Genomic DNA, 17,076 nt, shown 5'->3' on the forward strand with positions numbered 1-17,076 from the left:
ACCCCCCCCCCCACCCCCCCCGCCCCCCCCCCCCCCCCACCCCCACCCCCCCCCCCCCCCGCCCCCCCCCCCCCCCCCCCCCCCCCCTCGACGATAGAATTCTCCCTATATTAACTTTGTTGAACCCACTTCGGGGTTCCGCAAGAAGCTGATTCGCACCCCGGGTTGCACCCGGGGTTATCCATGTTTTACCCCTTACGGGGTTATGACTCATCATTGCTTTACGTTTTGCTCTCCCACCACCCCACCGAACAGGATTAGGGAAATTCATAATTCATAATTCATCATTCATAATTTCTTCCACCTCTTCCCGCATCTCCCGGATTGCTGTTGTCATCACCTTCGGCTCTTTCCGGAGTACCGAGTCGGCGGCAGCTTGCCGTTTCTCCGGTTGCAGGAACCCGGGTTCATTATACAACTTGACCAACAGGTAATAGGGATAGATCCGATCCGGCAAGATATTCAGGGCATGTAGATAGATTGCTTCCGCCTCTTCGTATTTCTGTTGTTCCTGCCTGTTCTTAGCCTGCATATAATGAATCATGGGATCTGCACTCAACCAGGTTGCCTGTTTAAACATCCAGTTCGCATCGATATATTCTTTCGTTTTATTCAGGCATTGCCCGTATTCAAACAGAAACTCCGGTTTGTGTTTTAGTTTGTTATACAGCTCTTTATACCCCGGGATGGCGGCCTCGTAAGCTTTCGTATGATAGATCATCCGCACGTTGCTCCACTTGCGGTAGTTCTCATCCGTGTCCCTTTGCATCCAGAAAACAATACATGAAGTGACTAACATCATAAAAAAGAAAAACTTATTTATCCTGTTCATAAAAGGAGGCACATTCTCTTCTTCAAACATACCCCACGGCTGTGTCTCTATTCTTTTGATTCTCGGTACCAACACCAGCGCTGAAAGAAACACCAATACGATCCAGAACGAGGGTAATTGAAGCGGGTAGGAGGATAGGGCAAAGATGCCTAACGCCATGATGCCTCCCACCACCCCAAACCGGCGGTTCTTGATGCCGGCATAGATAGAGAGTCCCAACCAGGTCAGGAAGAAAAGCAGAACCGGTATCCCCAACTCGGAGGCGATCTGCAGATATTCATTAAACGCATATTCCGGACATCCGGCAACCCGCTTCTCCTGATCGGTCGCTTTGCCCGAAGCAAAATAGGCGGCTTGTGCCTCGGCATACGCCGCCGGGAAGCCTCCCAGGCCGTGACCGATAAACGGACGTTCTGCGATGGTGTGCGCCGTGACCTTCCACATCAGTAGTCTGCCGTCGGCCGAATCTTTTTTGAGTGAGTAAATCCCTACGAGGGCAGCGGCAAATACAATCAAAACACCTGCGAATACGGCATATCGCCAACGATTATAACTTTGCCATATCGCTTTTGTTCTTCCCCATCCGATGGCATACCTCCACCACACCCAGGCACTCGACACCGCTGCCGCGATCCAGGCCGAACGGCTCATGCCCGCGGGCAGTATCACCACAATCGCAATCACGCAAACCCAGGCAAAGTAATGGATGACAGCCATGACAATGCGGCGGATACGTAGCTCCTTTTTATAAACGAGATAGAGCGACTTCGGATCATCTAACTCCGGATCGTATCTGATCTCTACCAACTGTGCCTTTGATTTGCTTGTTGCAAACAAGACCCCAATGCAGACAGGAAGCAGTGTTGCCAGGTAGCCGGAGTAGGGTCCCGGGTTATAGAACGTGCCGGTCAGGCGGAACATCGCGTGGGAGGAGGAGGTATAACCATATAACTGTCGCATGCCAATCAAGGCTTCGCCAAGGGCGGTTGCCATCAACAAGAATAAAAAGACCGCCGCCAGGCGGGGGCAGCATTGCAAAATATAACGAAGTAGAAACCATAACAGCAATAATTGAATGGCAAATCGCCGTTTCTCCGGTTCAGGATCCAAAAACCAGTAATAGGTGAATAGAACAATACTACTTAGAAGCAATATACATACATCTGCCGCATAGGGATCGAATACCGGTCTTTTGCGAAAGAAAAGTGAAAGAGCCATGCAGACAGCCAACAAAACCATGGCTCGATGAAACCAGCTTACCTTCCCCATCACTATCCCATTTACCATCGTCGCATCTGTCCGGAATACGCCAAAGAGAATCAGTGCAGCGCATACGGCAAAGACGATATGAAAACATATCGAACACAGAGGCACCGAGGCAAAGAGGTCTTTTATTTTTTCTTTATTCTTCATAAATTATACTTTTACCAAGCAAATATTGATAGCTATTATTCAACCACTAAATAGTTCCCATAATTAGTATAGGATTGTCGAATTTATTGATATTTAGTTCCATAAATCAGCCATACCTTGTTCTTCAGTTACTCTTGACACGTTTTCTATGCTACAATCATCATAATAATACTCAAAACAGACCATCTCTCTTCATTTTACTCCTATTTGTTGTTTAAGTCAATTACAGCCAATACCTGTTCATCGTCTTTGTAAACACAAGCATATATATGGTTTGTCGCTTCATCTACCGTGAAGTTGGCAATATGATATCCGGTTTCATAAGCAGCCACCGGATTGCCCTCCCAGTCCAGTTGCCAAATTGTTGTCGGGGTATGAACCGGGTTCTTTATGCCAAAAGCCGTTGCATAGACATAGCTGTCCGTCGAATCAATATAAAAGAATCCATAGGTGGTCTCCTCATTCGGTATGAAGTTAAAACTTGTTCTCTGCCCTCTTATCGGATAGAAATAGCAACTCTTATAAAATGTCACATTGTCTAAATCTTTTGACAGACGATAGAACTGCATAACTCCACCAAACATGGTTGCATTTACGACCCTGTCGCCTGATGGATTGACTGATTTTGCCGCATACATATTTACAAACGCATTCCACTCTTTCTGACTTTCAAACGGTTCCGTGCATGAGTCTTCTGAGCTGGAGGACACGATGGTGTTGGGTGTTATGATATTCAGTTGATGTTCATCTCCGTTAGCAACAAACAAAGAATCTTTCAGGAAGTGAATTGTAACAAAATCAATGATCTCTTCTCCTATTAAGATCTCTTCAAAGAAGTCCTTTTCGCCGCAGATCAATTTGTCGAGAGCATACTTTAGAATCCTCCTTTTGGCAGAATCATGTATGTAGAGAATATTCCTTTTCCTGTCTAAAGAAAATTCTTCAGGCGCTATCAGTTCGCCCGGTCCATTGCCTCTTGTTCCTGTCGATAATTTAAGCTCGCCCGTCTTCTTGTCAAACAGATGAATCATATGATCCATCGTATGATCAATCAAAATAACCCACTCTTCCGTCGTAAGAATCTTCTTGCATGTGGTGAAGATAAAGCTGTCATTAAAGATCTCTGTCGTTGCCTGATATTTATTTTTGAAAACAGGAGGGTCATATACCAGCTGGGATCTCTCCCCACATCCAAAGAGCAGGAAAACCATTAAAAGAAGCAGCAGGTGGCACTTGTTATTCATAGCTTTTCTATTTATTAAATTAAGAAACTGTTTTGAATCTATGAAAGAGTTTATTTTCATTTGTTATTAGGCTTCTTCAGTCTTCTTTTCCACCTATTTACATATATGCATAGCTATCTATGCTCAAAAAAACACAACTAAGCGAAAAAGAAGACTAAATAAGCTCCAATAAAAATCAAAACAGTTTCTAATACTGCCATTTTTTTGTAAAAATGCTTTCCTTAAGTCTAATTATATGCTCCCCAATGTGTATTGCCGCATTTAGAGCATTTCCCTGATACACTTACAGCATTTGCTTTTGGTATAATAGGATCTGTTTTCCAAATTGTACCGCATATTGGACATCTCACTTGACAATCGACAACAATTACTAACGAGCTTCTGCATTCTCCCTTTATTCCATCTTCCAATTCAGTTTCGTCTTGTGCCAATGCTTCCACGTTTGCCAGTCCAAGTTCAGATAAGGAAACTTGACTCCCACTCTGATAAACATTCCATCCCGCTGCTGCTATAGCTGCAACCATTACCAATCCTATTATTTTCTTTTTCATATTCATTTTTTTTAATTTACATTTTTGATTTAAAATCGTTATAGGCAACTTTCCTACTCTTCTTCAGCCGATTGCTGTTTGCTTTAAATTACTTACCTTTGCCTGACACCTCCTTCCTTTTGGAGGACAAGTCCGGGGAGAAACATCATTCGCTGCTCAAACAGCAATACTTCCGCGTATTATGGAGTTTTACCTCTTTTTGTTATTATATTATCTCTTTATTTTCTCTGTTTCTTTACTTGCTGTGCCTTTGTGTTACTTTCTGGTTAATACTCCCACAATATCTCTTCTATTTACCGCGAAGTATCACCAAGTCGCACCAAGTTTTTTTATTATTCATTGCTTTACGCCTTCGCTCTCCCTCCACCCCGCTCTACGGGCACCCCTCCTCAGGCAGTAGGGGGATATCAATTATCAATCATCAATTATCAATTATTTTAAGCGTTCTCTTCCACCTCATCTTCCCGGTATACGGATCTTTGGCTTTCCAGATGATCCAGGCCTTACCTACGATATATTCTTCGGGCAATAGTCCCCAGTAGCGCGAATCCTGCGAGTTCTCCCCCTTATCGCCTGCCATGAAATAATAGTTCTTTTGGAAGGTATAGGCCTCGAGAGGACTATTATTCAGGAAGACAGTTGAGTCCCGGTAGGTGACCTCTCCCTCCTGTTCCCAGGCAATCAGCTTGTGATAGAGAAAATAATGGGTTCGGTTCATGGCAATCCGGTCGCCCTTTCGCGGGATATAGATCGGTCCGAACGCGCGGATATTCCATCCGATCACCGAATCAAACGGGAAAGAATGATACACACCGGGAGCATAATCCGCCTCGACTGTTCGGGAGATACGTTCTTGCGATGCCTCGTTGCCCACCTTTCCGGCTTCGCCATTGAGTAGGTAGATACCGTTCCGGATCGCGATCGTATCACCCGGAAGCCCTATACACCGCTTGATATAATATTTCATAATATGCATCTCCACCTTTCCCCAGTGGTTGGGATGCGGAAAGTTAAACACCACCACATCGTTATGGCGTATCTTCCGTATGCCCGGTAGGCGGTAGATCTCCACCTGTTCCTCTTTAAGTGTCTCGAAGATATTAAACAACCGTGCCCCGGGAATTCCTTTCCATACCAACACATTGTCTCCCGGCTCCAATGCCGGTTCCATCGAATCGCTCGGTATCTTAAACGAGCTAAACACAAACACCTGCAAAAAGAGCCAGCCAAGCCCCGCCATCATCGACCAGAAGACCAGGTTGACCAGGGTATGCGCCGCTCTGCGGAGTATAGGTTTGACTCTTTTCATTGTTTTATTTAATACCAATACTGTTTTCCATTCTCATAAGTAAATATCCGCTCCTCTTTTCCTTCCGAGAGATTACGCAACCACAACAAAGCCCCCTTCGGCACATCATCAAATCGGATCGAATAATCCGTTGCGCTCTTTCTTCCAAGGGATGACCACTCATGCTGATCAAAATACCATAATTCGTAAACCATATCCGGATAAATACCATTCGTATCATTCCTCGGCAGGTATTCGATCCGGCTGACCGGCACCTCCCGCCCAAAGTCAAACCCGACCCACGACTCAATGGCGGCAAACGAAAGCATATCGTTGTCGTTTATGTCCAACAGGTTTTCATTCGATAAAGTAATCGTATCTCCTATAACCTCCCCCCGGATCTCCTTTCCGTCCGCGTCATAAAAATGAATCTCTGCCAGATCGGTAGGCCACCCGTTATTGATAAAACGATAATAACGGAACGGCTGACCCGGATCCGTGTCAATAGTCACCTTATCACAGTAGGTACGGCTCTCAACCTTGTGAAGCATGACCGAATCGTTGAATTGCCGGTTTCCGGAAGCCTCGAAACGCCCGTTTACGAACAATTTGCTCCACCATATCTTATAATCATGCAATTGGCATTTTCTTGTCACTTCTATCTGTTGCGTGTTTTCCTTGTCGGGATCGAAGTAAACACAATCCCCATTGGCGCGCAGATAAAAGGGGTTTGAGATAAACACCTGTTGATTGCCTTCGTAATAGAACGGAATATATACAACTCCCACTCCCACCTCCTCGAAATGCGCCTTACCTCCTTTGATCTCTGTGACGGCCACCGGTTTCCAGCCACGGCTAAAAACAGCTAAATACAGGTGTTCCGCCTTCCCTTTCCTGTTTCCGACGGAAAGGGATAGGTTGATGCCCCGGGTGTGTTTGGAGGTGACATCTTTATACAATGGGTGGTGAATATAGGGATGATTATTCGGGAGCGGATATTTAGATCGGTCGGCAGCAAATGTACGCCGGAAAACTTTGGGCGCATACAGGTGTATTTCGCTGGAAATAGATCCATGGGTGCTCCGGGGATCAATGATGCTGACCAGGCTATGCCCGTTATTCCCATGACCCCAAACGGAGATCAGATCTTTGGCAGCAGGAATGCCACACATCCGCCAGAAAAAGGTCTCAGCCAACACGGCGGCCATGCAATCGAATTCAAATTCTTCGCCGTTGGGGAGTTCAAACTTCCGGAAAATATAGGTCTCCAATAGTTCATTCGAAAGGCAGTCTTTCAGGAATTTATAAATGCCATAAGGATCTTTCTGCACATTCGCAAAATGATCGGTCAGATCGGCTAATTCCATTTTATGTTTTTCCGGCAAGGAGTCTTTCCAATGCATCAGGGGTTCGTTTTCCACTCGGTAGGGCAATAGGTATTCACAGAAATCTTCAAAAGAAAGGTCACGCAGCCAATAACTGTTTTCCCATTGGGCAAAGGATTGGTCGATGTTATGGATCAGAAAGTCGGCCGTCATAACCTCGATATCCCGGACAACTTCCAGTGTACAGTCGGAAGGGTTATAATGCCCCGGCAGGGTATAAAGAACTAATCGTATCTCCAAGGGTAAGTCAGGATGGAGCCGGTCTATCTGACGCCGGTATTCTTCCACACATTCCCCCCCATAACTATAATGCCAGGGCATATTTTCGATCAGAAAAACAGCCGCTTTATATTTCAACGAATCGGCTTTGTCAGCGGAGTAATGAGCCAACACCTTCTCCAATTCCGGCCGGTTAGAACCGGCGGATTGGAGAGCGAAATCTAAGGGAGCAGGGGAATGCTGACAAGAGATAATGAGGAAAGTGAAAAAGGTACTCCAAACTATCATAAAAACCTTCGGAGTATACACATTCCGAGAAAGGACATTGTCTTTTTCTTTAGTGGGAATTGGATAATTTTTCATATATATATATTATTGTATCGCGACCGGCTCCACTCAGTATATCGGAGAAAAGACTTATTTTCGTCGAATCAAAAGTATAAAATTTATCAAATGATACCTATTCACTCCCTTTTGTTTTCTTTTAAAAATACCTGTCCCCTGATTTTTAACTTCAATCCATTCACGTGTATTACACCTTACGTGATAATCTCGTTAAAGAAACTGTTTTCTTTAGGTCTATCTCCCATTTTGTGCGCCTTTGTGTAAATGAAGGTGACTAAATCGCCTCTAAAATATCTTGTATATCATATTTGCAAAATTCATCTGTCTCAAGATCAAACGTATAAAGGTGACCATGAACAAAGTCTATGTCAAAGGAGGTAATATGACGGTTCAGTTTAAATTCAGCGATGGGATCTCCTTCCCAATTGAATAGCTGTATGCAAGGTAGTTTCTTTCGTTTAATCTGCCGTGTGCCCATATTTTCGTTTATATATAAGGCTCCGAAAAAATCTTTGTATACGCGGATGTCTGCATAGGTACATTTTCTATCCCACTCAAATCTGTATTGTATTTTATTGATGTTGTCAATCTCCTTTTCCACACAAATTGTTTTGTAAAACGAACCGTCGATCGAATATAAATTAATATGATTCAGGCGAATCGGTATTTCTACGATTCGATCCCCGGCAACATTGCGCAATGCCCCTGTTGACAAAAGATTGAAATCCTCTCCTGCTTCAATATGAACTTGATTTAATTTTTCAAAGGAGGGTGGGATAATCTTCTCTCTATTTTTTAATAGATATCGTATCTGCTGAGTACGATCATAACTTATTTCTCTACAAAAAAACGTAGAGTCATTTAATAAAATAAAATTGAAAAGATTTAGTGGTAGTGAATCGTTTAGAAGAGAGATGTTTAGTCTGTTTTCTTTTAGGGATTCATTGATATTCATTTTGTAGACCTTCCCTGTCGGGAAATCACGCATTCCTGCAAATAAGGTGTTTCCTTCCTTAAACAGGGTTGCTTGTGACACAAATGGAATTTCTGCGAACTCATTGGGGCCGTTACCTCTTCTGTTAAACTCTCCCAACTCCCTATGATCAGGTAGTGAGTAAAAAGCCCAAAAGCCTGTTTGTTGGCTGGTTGTTACAATTAGTAGCGTGTCATAAATAATAAAATCCTTATTCCCAATGATGCTTAATTCAAATTCTGTTTCATTGGATAAGCTAAAAGTATGAGGAAATTGTTCAACATAGACGACTTCATCAAATGCCATATAGTTAGAGGATGTTCCTCCACAACCACCTAATAGGGTGAGAAATAATAAAAGCAATATGAAAATGTGATATTTCATGTTTTTCTTCTTTTTTTTACTACTCCATGCCTTAACATGGAGTAGCGCTTTAATTATGGATTACATTTTTTCTTCTTTGCCCAAAATGACTTGGCTGAATTGTCAATATATCTACATTCTCCACAAAAAAATACTTTGCTAAGACTTTCTGTTTTTATTGAGTCCCAACACTCAAGTTCATTTCCTGACTCAGTGTTCGCTAATGCTTCCACATTCAGTAAACCCAGTTCTGATAACATAAGCTTATTTTTACTTTGGTATATATTCCATCCTGCAGTTAAAGCAATTACTGCAACTAAAATAAGGCTGAAAAACTTTTTATTCATGATTTTAATTAATAATATGTACACAAATTTTATTAAAACTCTATTTGCAACCCAGCCTCCTTCAGCCGATTGCATATCTCGTTATTTCTAACTACATTTTTATAAGATAGGATGCACCTCAACATAACTCAACCATCGGTCGCTTAGCGCAAGCGTAAAGCAAATAAGCTTGGTTCTATGTTCAGCTTTCACTATCTTTGTTCTTCATAAGCTTCCTCCTTTCCTTTTTTATGGTTTGGAGGGACAAGCCGGGGAGACTGCTTCTATGCTTCAAGATTTAGGGCAGTTCTCCCTCTTTTTTTACCTATCCCCTGATTTTACTTTAATTTATTCTATACTTTGTGCGCCTTTGTGTGACTTCGTGGTAATAATACCATAACGAGTTTTTTTACCACCAAGTAGCTCTAAGTCGCACAAAGGTCTTTTTCATCAAAGTACTTGTCCCAAGATCGTTAGTTTTATCCACTTCTCCGTATTACACTTAACGGTGATGGTCTCGTTAAAGAAACCACTCTCCTTGGGTGTATAAACTACCTTTACCTGCAATGTCTCTCCCGGCGGCGCCGGGTGTTTTTGCTTTACGCTTCGCTAAGCGATTTTCAATTCGAAACTGGGTGAGGCGCAGCCACAGGTGGTAGCTGTATCCATAATCACCAACGGCTTCTCTCCGGTGTTTCGGAGGGTAAAGACCGCGGTCTTGCTTTCGTTCTTTTCAAAAGATCCCAGATTGATCTCTGTTTGCTCCGCTTCGGCGGTGGTGCGGATGGGTTGGTTCGATGTAGAGGGGGTGAGGCTTCCTATAATCTGCTTTAGATAAAGGTCTTTTACCGCCAGGTTATGGATGGGGTTACCGATGCTAACCACCCGATTGTCTTTATCTAATAGAAAGGTCTGAAAGGTGATATCGGAAGGGAAGTTATTCAATTTGTTTAATTGGTCTTCCCTATCGAGGCAAACCGGATAATCAAAGTCATCTCGTTTCAAAAGGTGACGAATCTCTTTCTGATCCGATGATTGAAAGAAAAACAGGAAAGGCACATAGCCATCTGTAATGGAATCTACCTGTGTGATCCACTCTTTCCATTTGGGCAATTGCAATTTGCAACTGATACACCCCAGCGAATCCACATAAACCAACACCTTATAGTCAGCTTCCCAAACTGGCCATTCCACCGCGTCGGTAGCATATCGAGAAAACACCATTTCATCGGGGAAAAGGATCTCTTTCCCCTGCCACTCGGTCACCAGGCGGGTGATCCGCTGCTTGTCCGATTCGTGGCAGGAGAGAAAGAGAAGAAAAAAGGGTAGAATAAAAAAGTATCTTTTCATCAGCCGGGATGGATTACTTTAAGCTGTAATTGTCGATCATGAACTCAACTTTGTGGCCGTGACAGTCTACTGTGCCTATACCTATACAAAAATATCTGGAAATACCTTCATTTTCTGCTAAGGCTTCAACATTTACCAAGGCGAGTTCACTCAAGTCCTTTTTGTCTTTCTTTTTAAACATAGTGCAGCAAAGAATAAGGCATATCCCTATTAAAATTACTTTTGTTCGTTGTTTTATAATATTACTAAATTTATATTTCTGACAAATGTAAATGTTCCAATCTGTTTGTCAGCAAAAAATAATTGCTATATATTTGCTACATAGCATATAAAAAGGTCTATGTTGCCAATTTGTGGATTAAAAAACGTTAAAAAGTAGAAAGATGTGTGTGGAAAAGAAGAAACTTGTATGGATCCTTGTGATAATAGGAGTGTGTTTTTTATATGTTTTCAGCCTTCGAGTGATTATAGAAAATGAATTACCAGATTTGCATAAACAGGTGGAATGGGCATTTCTACAATCTGTCGATAAAGATTTTGAGGAACGTATTCCGGATGATGAAGAAAATATACATATCGGAAAGTCAAATACCCAAAGCGACCAGATCAGTAAAAGCCAAAATGACACGACTACTTATCACAAAAAGGCAAGCGAAGAGGATACGTTGTCTTTTAAGCAAAAAGTTGATAACTTTTTACATTCTTATTTGTATTATAAAAATCCGGTTAATGTTACCATACTGGATAGTCTTTTTCATAGTTATTTGATCGATAAAAAGATTAAAGCACGAACAGCAGTTGTTTACACCGATAATCCCCGACAGCAAACGTATAAAAGTCGGGAGGATGTAGGCTTTTATAAGTCTGCCTACGCAACAGAGCCTATTACATCAGGGACAACTCAGGAGGTGACTGTACAGGGTTTTGTAAAAGTATCTCGCTTTACCGCCCTTTTCCGCTCAGCGGCGTTTATCCCCCTTACAATCGCTTGCCTCGCATTAATCGCCTGCTTCGTTTATTATGCTTTTTATAAAAAGAAAATAGTAAACTATATACCTGTCTCAGATCTGCAGGAGGCATTACAGAATGATGTGGTACAAATCCAGCTTGTGGATGACCTGTATTATGATCGTCATATGAAATGTCTCCGCTTAAGTAGTGAAAGTATCTATAATTTTGACCCTACACCCGCAAAAGTGTTTGAATCTTTATTAAAGGGGCATGGTTCTTTTGTATCACATAAGAATTTGATTGATGCCTGCTGGGATGATCCGGCATCTTTTCAGGTAAAAAAGAAAAGACTAAACCAACTCATTCTTCGATTAAACAAAGATTTGAAAAAAGTTTCCCATATCAATATTAAAAATATCAGAGGACAGGGGTATCAAGTTTTTATTTAGAGCAAGTAGTAACTGTTTCTTCTGCGATTTCGTTTGTGCCGGGTTCAGATTGGAAAGAAATTGAAGGTGGGTCATTCTTATTTGGGTTCATAGAAATAAGTATCCAAAAGCTCCCCTTCTTAGAAAAGAAGGGGGAGGACCGCTGCTCGCAGCGGTGGGGTAGTTTGAATTCTTTATAAATGATTATTCCTTATTTTTATGACATACGACAATATACAAGCTAAAACAAATATATATAAATCAAACTACCCCACCATCGCAAGCGATGGTCCACCCCCTTCTTTTCTAAGAAGGGGAGCCGAGATAGTTCTTTCTATAAATCTTCACATTTTACACTACTTGAATCTGCCCCTTTTAAAACTTCTGGAGGCGGAACTGGATAATGGGGTCGTCGCGGTTGACATCGATGGCGGTGAGGAGGCCCCGGGATTCGTCGACATGGAAGCCTTCGATGGGGTGGTCGAGGATGTATTTGCGCAAGGGGAGGCCTGTTAGGTCGAATACATAGATCATGCGACAGCCTGTTTCCGTCTCTTCGTTGCGTCGGAGGGCGGCAATCTTCTCGTCGAAGGAGATGCCGCTGAAAGAGGCATAGATATGGCGGTCGGTCACCTGCAGGTCGCTGAAGCCCATAATGCCCTGCGGGATGGCGCGCCCTTCGGCAATCTGGAGCTGCGGATCGCCCTGCTTGCCTTTGATGATGGCTTGTGATTCACCGCTGTCGGAATAGATCTCGATCACTTCGCCCAGTTGGGTCGCCATAACCACCAGCCCTTGTGGGTGGTAGCCCATAAAACTGCGCCACCCTTGCGCCAGGGCGGGACGTGCCAGGTCGGCAAACTGTTCGTGCGCAGGAATTGTGCCGTAAGAGGCCTGACAGGCTCCTGTCCGGTCGATCCGATGGAAACGGTGTTCGCCGGAATAGTCGGGAATGAAAAAGCCCGTTTCCACCGGCAGAAAGTCGAGGGCGCGGATCAATGTTTTATCAATAGCGACCTCCTCCTCCCGATGAGCCATACCTTCAGCAACATCAATGCGCCAGCGGGTGATCTCCATCTTGTTGGCATCGATGGTCCAGAGTGAGTCGGCCGAAAAGAAACGGATAGCTTCCGCCGAGAGCATCTCTTCGGGCGCCTCACCGCGGCGACCGAACGAGGCAATATGTTGCCAGGCGGGGTAGGAAAAGGCGTGGAGGTAATGATCGATATTGTGGAGATCCATCACGACCGCTATATCATCGACAATGGAGATGCGGTAGGGGTAACGAAAAAGAGCCGTGTCCAACGTGATCGCCTCTGCCTGCAGGCGGATTTCCTCGGGGAAAGCGATCTCTTTTCCTGATTTATTGCCCTCGCCCGGAGAGCAACTGCCCAGAAACCCCAAAAACAGCAGGAAGAAAATCGGTTGTTTCATAAAGTAATAGAATTTAATAGATGAAGACAAATGTAAGAAAAAACACAAAACAATTCCGTATCGGGTTGATGAACCCCCAACTTACGATTTGTAATTTCGGCGGGACTTTTCGCGCAAAAAAGCGGGACTTCGGAGACAAACTCCCGGGAGAAACACTTTTTAACGTATGGATTTGTAAGCAAAACGGGCATTTTGCTTACAATCGCGATTTTAACAATTCAGGAAAAGAGACCTCTCCCCAATACTTCTTTACATCTTACCCTACCTTACCTGCTGATGCCTTTTTAAGCCTCCCTTAAGGAGAGAATCGGAGGTTGTTTAATAGGAACGAGGATTAATAAATCTTATTCCCGTTTTCACATTCAGTCAAAGAATAGCTATCTTTGTTGGCCTAATCAATAGAAAAGATGTTGAATATAAATGAAATACGGGAAGATTTCCCGATCCTTAATAAGAGAGTCTATGATAAACAACTTGTCTATCTGGACAATGCGGCAACAACGCAGAAGCCCCGGCAGGTGGTTGAAAAGATCGAAAACGGCTACTACAATGTCAATGCCAATGTACACCGGGGCGTGCATTTCCTGAGCCAGGAGGCGACGGAAGCCCATGAGGAGGCGCGTCGCACGGTGCAACATTTTCTACATGCCCGCTCTTCCAATGAGATCATCTTCACCCGGGGAACTACCGAGGCGATCAACCTGGTGGCTTCCAGCTTTACCGAAGGATGTATGCAGGCCGGCGATGAGGTGATTATCTCCACCATGGAGCATCATTCCAATATCGTGCCCTGGCAGTTGGAGGCGGCCCGCAAAGGGATTGCGATCAAGGTGATACCTATCAATGACCGGGGCGAACTGGATATGGAGGCCTATCGCGCGCTTTTCTCCGAGCGCACCCGCCTGGTATCGGTCACCCATGTTTCCAACGTGTTGGGCACGATCAATCCGGTGAAAGAGATCATTGCGGAGGCGCATAGCCGGGAGGTGCCTGTCCTGATCGACGGGGCACAGTCGGTGCCTCATATAGCGGTTGATGTGCAGGACTTGGATGCTGACTTTTATACCTTTTCTGCCCATAAGATCTACGGCCCGACTGGCATGGGTGTGTTGTATGGCAAGGAGGCATGGCTCGATCGTCTTCCCCCTTACCAGGGAGGAGGAGAAATGATCGCGACGGTGACATTCGAAAAGACGGTATTCAATGAACTGCCTTATAAGTTTGAAGCCGGCACACCCGATTATATCGGCAGCACGGCCCTGGCCGAAGCGCTCGATTATGTGTCGGCTATCGGCATCGACAAGATCGCTGCCTACGAACATGAATTACTGACCTACGCGACCCAACGCCTGAAAGAGATCGACGGCATGCGGCTATTCGGAGAGGCGGAGCAGAAGAGCAGTGTGATTTCATTTTTAGTTGGTGATATTCATCATTACGATATGGGTATGTTGCTCGACCGATTGGGCATAGCCGTGCGTACGGGGCATCATTGCGCGCAACCGTTGATGCAACGTTTCGGCATTGAAGGCACGGTGCGGGCCTCTTTCGCGTTCTACAATACGAAAGAGGAGATAGACGCCCTGGCGGAAGGGATTGAACGTGTGCGTAAAATGTTTTAAGGCTCCCCCCTGCGATGTGGTATTATATCCGTACATATCCTTTCTCGCTGGCTGTCATTCTGGTAGTGGTCTACCTCTCCTTCTTTAAGCCGCCCAGCCTCACGATTCCTCTTTTCGCGGGGATCGATAAACTGGTGCATTTCTGTATGTATGGCGGACTATCGGGTGTTTTATGGCTGGAGTTCCTTTGGAATCACCGGAAGGAGAAGGTGCGTTTTCACCGGGGGCTGATCGGTGCCACACTCTGCCCTATCCTGTTTAGCGGGTTGGTGGAGATCGGCCAGGAATACCTCACGCATTACCGGGGCGGCGAATGGCTCGATTTTCTGGCGAATAGCACAGGGGTGCTTACGGCAACGGTGATAGCTTGGTATGTTATAAGGCCGCTTTTAATGAAGAATCGAAGATCGCTTAGCAAAGCGCAGAGCAATGAAGAATAAAGAATGAAGAATATGCTTCTCCCCTACATCGACCCCCTAAGAACTGAAGCCGGTTGTGATGAAGCCGGACGCGGATGCCTGGCTGGTGCGGTGTTTGCCGCTGCGGTGGTTTTGCCGAAGGATTTCGTCTGCGAAGAACTGAACGACAGCAAGCAATTGAGCGAGAAGAAACGCTATGCCCTGCGGCCGATCATCGAAGAGCAGGCATTGGCCTGGGCTGTCGGGGTGGTCACACCGGAGGAGATCGATCGCATCAATATTCTGAATGCCTCTTTTCTGGCGATGCACCGGGCGATTGAGCAATTAAGTCTCAAGCCGGATCATCTATTGATCGATGGCAACCGGTTTACGCCCTATCCGGGCATCGGGCATACAACGGTGGTCAAGGGCGACGGCAAATACCTGCCGATCGCGGCAGCCTCCATTCTTGCTAAGACCTATCGCGATGATTATATGGAGGAATTGGCGCAGCAATACCCCGGATATGCATGGGATAAGAATAAAGGATACCCTACACGCGCCCACCGCGAAGCGATCCGACGCATCGGAATTTCCCCATTTCACCGGAAAACATTCACCCTATTGCCGGAGCAGTTGACGTTGGATTTTTAGGAATATTCTTCCCCTCTTTCGCTTGTTCTTTGACGATCGCTGCGCGCAGTATCTCCGCTGTAAGGAGCGGGGAGGGGTGCTGGCTGAGTTTGATGGCGCAGTGTTGAATGACGTTGACCATGCTGCCGCCGGAAAGCGTAAAAGAGGCGGCGTAGGAAAGTAGTTCTTCGTTCTTCCCGATCCATTCCGCCGGTATCATCTTTTGCCAGAGTTGCAGACGCAAGCGTTCGTCGGGCACGGGGAAATAAAGTACCGACTGGAAACGGCGCAGGAAGGCATCGTCGATATTTTCTTTCATATTAGTGGCCAGGATCACCATGCCCGGATAATCTTCCACCCGTTGCAAGAGGTAGGCCACCTCCTGATTGGCATGCCGATCGTTGGATGATTGTGTCTGGGTGCGTTTCCCGAACAGGGCGTCGGCCTCATCGAAGAAAAGGATCCAGTTGCGGTGTTCCGCCCGGTCGAATATGCCGGCGAGGTTTTTCTCGGTCTCACCGATATATTTAGAGACAACCATCGAGAGATCGATGCGGTAGACCTCCATCGCGTTGCGCTTGCCCAATAGGGTGGCGGTTAGTGTCTTTCCCGTTCCCGAAGGACCGTAGAAGAGGCAGCGGAAACCAGGTTTGATGATGCGGTCGAGTTGCCACCGCTGACGGATAGATTCTTCGTTCTTTAGCCAGGTGGATATGTTATTCAACTCTTCGCAAAGATTATACGGAAGCACCAGATCGTCCCACTCCAGCCGGGTGGTGATGCGTTTGGCGGGGAAGTTCGTACTGTAATCGGGATGAAACTCCCGTCCGTAGTGTATGCGCGAGAGGAAATCGTCCGAAACAACCAACCGCCCGCTCAGTAACGGTTCGCCCGGCGCATGTCCCTCCAGACGCAGGATGTCGCGGGTGTAGAACCAATGATCCTTATCAAACAACCGCATCACCTCCCCGCGCTTCTCCAATTCCTTATGCGTAAGCAGAAAAACCACGGTTTCACCGGTCGGAAGGAAGCCGCCATGCGAGAGCCCTTTCCATCCGCCAAACTCGGTAAAGGGACGATCGAAGGTTTTGTTCTGCATAAAAAACAGATCCAATGTCTGCGGATGAATATGCGGCATCAGGGCAAGCAACACCACCACTCGCTCCTCAAAGTTTACCTTCTGTCCCTGCAACACCTCCTCCAACCACCGACTCTCCGGCAACGGGATATCGCGGATAGCGGCATACTCACTCTCCTGTCCCAGATAAAGGGACAGGGAAGTGTGCAAGATGCGGTGGAGGTAGAGGATGTGGGGGTGCAT

At 45.4% G+C, this 17,076-nt stretch carries 14 protein-coding genes and 1 pseudogene; 5 read left to right on the forward strand and 10 right to left on the reverse strand.

What is annotated here, in order from left to right; translation table 11 throughout:
* Positions 1 to 274 precede the first annotated feature (274 nt).
* The 8 genes and pseudogenes from M2137_RS11575 to M2137_RS11610 form a co-directional block, all read right to left on the reverse strand.
* A complete protein-coding gene (locus M2137_RS11575) occupies positions 275 to 2,245 on the reverse strand; it encodes an O-antigen ligase family protein (protein WP_280766604.1) in 1,971 nt (656 codons plus the stop codon).
* A 203-nt stretch (positions 2,246 to 2,448) separates the two neighbouring features.
* The gene (locus M2137_RS11580; protein ID WP_280766605.1) at positions 2,449 to 3,489 is read right to left on the reverse strand and encodes a BF3164 family lipoprotein; all 1,041 of its coding nucleotides are present in this window, start codon (positions 3,487 to 3,489) and stop codon (positions 2,449 to 2,451) included.
* Positions 3,490 to 3,716: 227 nt separating this feature from the next.
* A complete protein-coding gene (locus M2137_RS11585) occupies positions 3,717 to 4,040 on the reverse strand; it encodes an NVEALA domain-containing protein (RefSeq protein WP_280766606.1) in 324 nt (107 codons plus the stop codon).
* Positions 4,041 to 4,461: 421 nt separating this feature from the next.
* Complete coding sequence (gene lepB, locus M2137_RS11590) at positions 4,462 to 5,349, reverse strand: signal peptidase I (protein ID WP_280766607.1); 888 nt, start codon at positions 5,347 to 5,349, stop codon at positions 4,462 to 4,464.
* A gap of 8 nt (positions 5,350 to 5,357) precedes the next feature.
* Positions 5,358 to 7,220, reverse strand: a complete 1,863-nt coding sequence (locus tag M2137_RS11595) for a hypothetical protein (RefSeq protein ID WP_280766608.1) — start codon at positions 7,218 to 7,220, stop codon at positions 5,358 to 5,360.
* Positions 7,221 to 7,551: 331 nt separating this feature from the next.
* Positions 7,552 to 8,634: a hypothetical protein gene (locus M2137_RS11600; RefSeq protein ID WP_280766609.1), complete on the reverse strand. Its 1,083-nt coding sequence runs from the start codon at positions 8,632 to 8,634 to the stop codon at positions 7,552 to 7,554.
* 53 nt (positions 8,635 to 8,687) lie between these two features.
* Entirely contained in the window at positions 8,688 to 9,035 is a 348-nt protein-coding gene (locus M2137_RS11605) for an NVEALA domain-containing protein (protein ID WP_280766610.1), read from the reverse strand.
* 354 nt (positions 9,036 to 9,389) lie between these two features.
* A pseudogene (locus M2137_RS11610) lies at positions 9,390 to 10,289 on the reverse strand (DUF1573 domain-containing protein).
* A 389-nt stretch (positions 10,290 to 10,678) separates the two neighbouring features.
* Here M2137_RS11610 and M2137_RS11615 point away from each other — a divergent pair.
* Positions 10,679 to 11,689 carry a winged helix-turn-helix domain-containing protein gene (locus tag M2137_RS11615; RefSeq protein ID WP_280766611.1) on the forward strand — a complete coding sequence of 337 codons (1,011 nt, stop codon included), beginning with the start codon at positions 10,679 to 10,681 and terminating at the stop codon, positions 11,687 to 11,689.
* Between the two features lie 354 nt (positions 11,690 to 12,043).
* On the opposite strand, the gene M2137_RS11620 is transcribed toward M2137_RS11615, so the two are convergent.
* Complete coding sequence (locus M2137_RS11620; RefSeq protein ID WP_280766612.1) at positions 12,044 to 13,102, reverse strand: BF3164 family lipoprotein; 1,059 nt, start codon at positions 13,100 to 13,102, stop codon at positions 12,044 to 12,046.
* Between the two features lie 20 nt (positions 13,103 to 13,122).
* Between M2137_RS11620 and M2137_RS11625 the strand changes: the two genes are divergently transcribed.
* From M2137_RS11625 to M2137_RS11640, 4 genes are all read left to right on the forward strand, one after another.
* Positions 13,123 to 13,401 carry a hypothetical protein gene (locus tag M2137_RS11625; RefSeq protein ID WP_280766613.1) on the forward strand — a complete coding sequence of 93 codons (279 nt, stop codon included), beginning with the start codon at positions 13,123 to 13,125 and terminating at the stop codon, positions 13,399 to 13,401.
* Positions 13,402 to 13,509: 108 nt separating this feature from the next.
* Positions 13,510 to 14,724 carry a cysteine desulfurase gene (locus M2137_RS11630; RefSeq protein ID WP_280766614.1) on the forward strand — a complete coding sequence of 405 codons (1,215 nt, stop codon included), beginning with the start codon at positions 13,510 to 13,512 and terminating at the stop codon, positions 14,722 to 14,724.
* A 14-nt stretch (positions 14,725 to 14,738) separates the two neighbouring features.
* Positions 14,739 to 15,164, forward strand: coding sequence for a VanZ family protein (locus M2137_RS11635; protein ID WP_280766615.1), 426 nt, complete (start codon positions 14,739 to 14,741; stop codon positions 15,162 to 15,164).
* 12 nt (positions 15,165 to 15,176) lie between these two features.
* On the forward strand, positions 15,177 to 15,776 hold the full coding sequence (locus M2137_RS11640; RefSeq protein WP_280766656.1) for a ribonuclease HII: 600 nt from the start codon (positions 15,177 to 15,179) through the stop codon (positions 15,774 to 15,776).
* Here the strand turns inward: M2137_RS11640 and M2137_RS11645 are convergent.
* Positions 15,739 to 17,076 carry an ATP-binding protein gene (locus M2137_RS11645; protein ID WP_280766616.1) on the reverse strand — a complete coding sequence of 446 codons (1,338 nt, stop codon included), beginning with the start codon at positions 17,074 to 17,076 and terminating at the stop codon, positions 15,739 to 15,741. The two genes, M2137_RS11640 and M2137_RS11645, sit on opposite strands and share 38 nt — an antisense overlap.

The sequence above is a fragment of the Parabacteroides sp. PFB2-10 genome, from assembly GCF_029893085.1.
Taxonomy (GTDB): Bacteria; Bacteroidota; Bacteroidia; order Bacteroidales; family Tannerellaceae; genus QVMG01.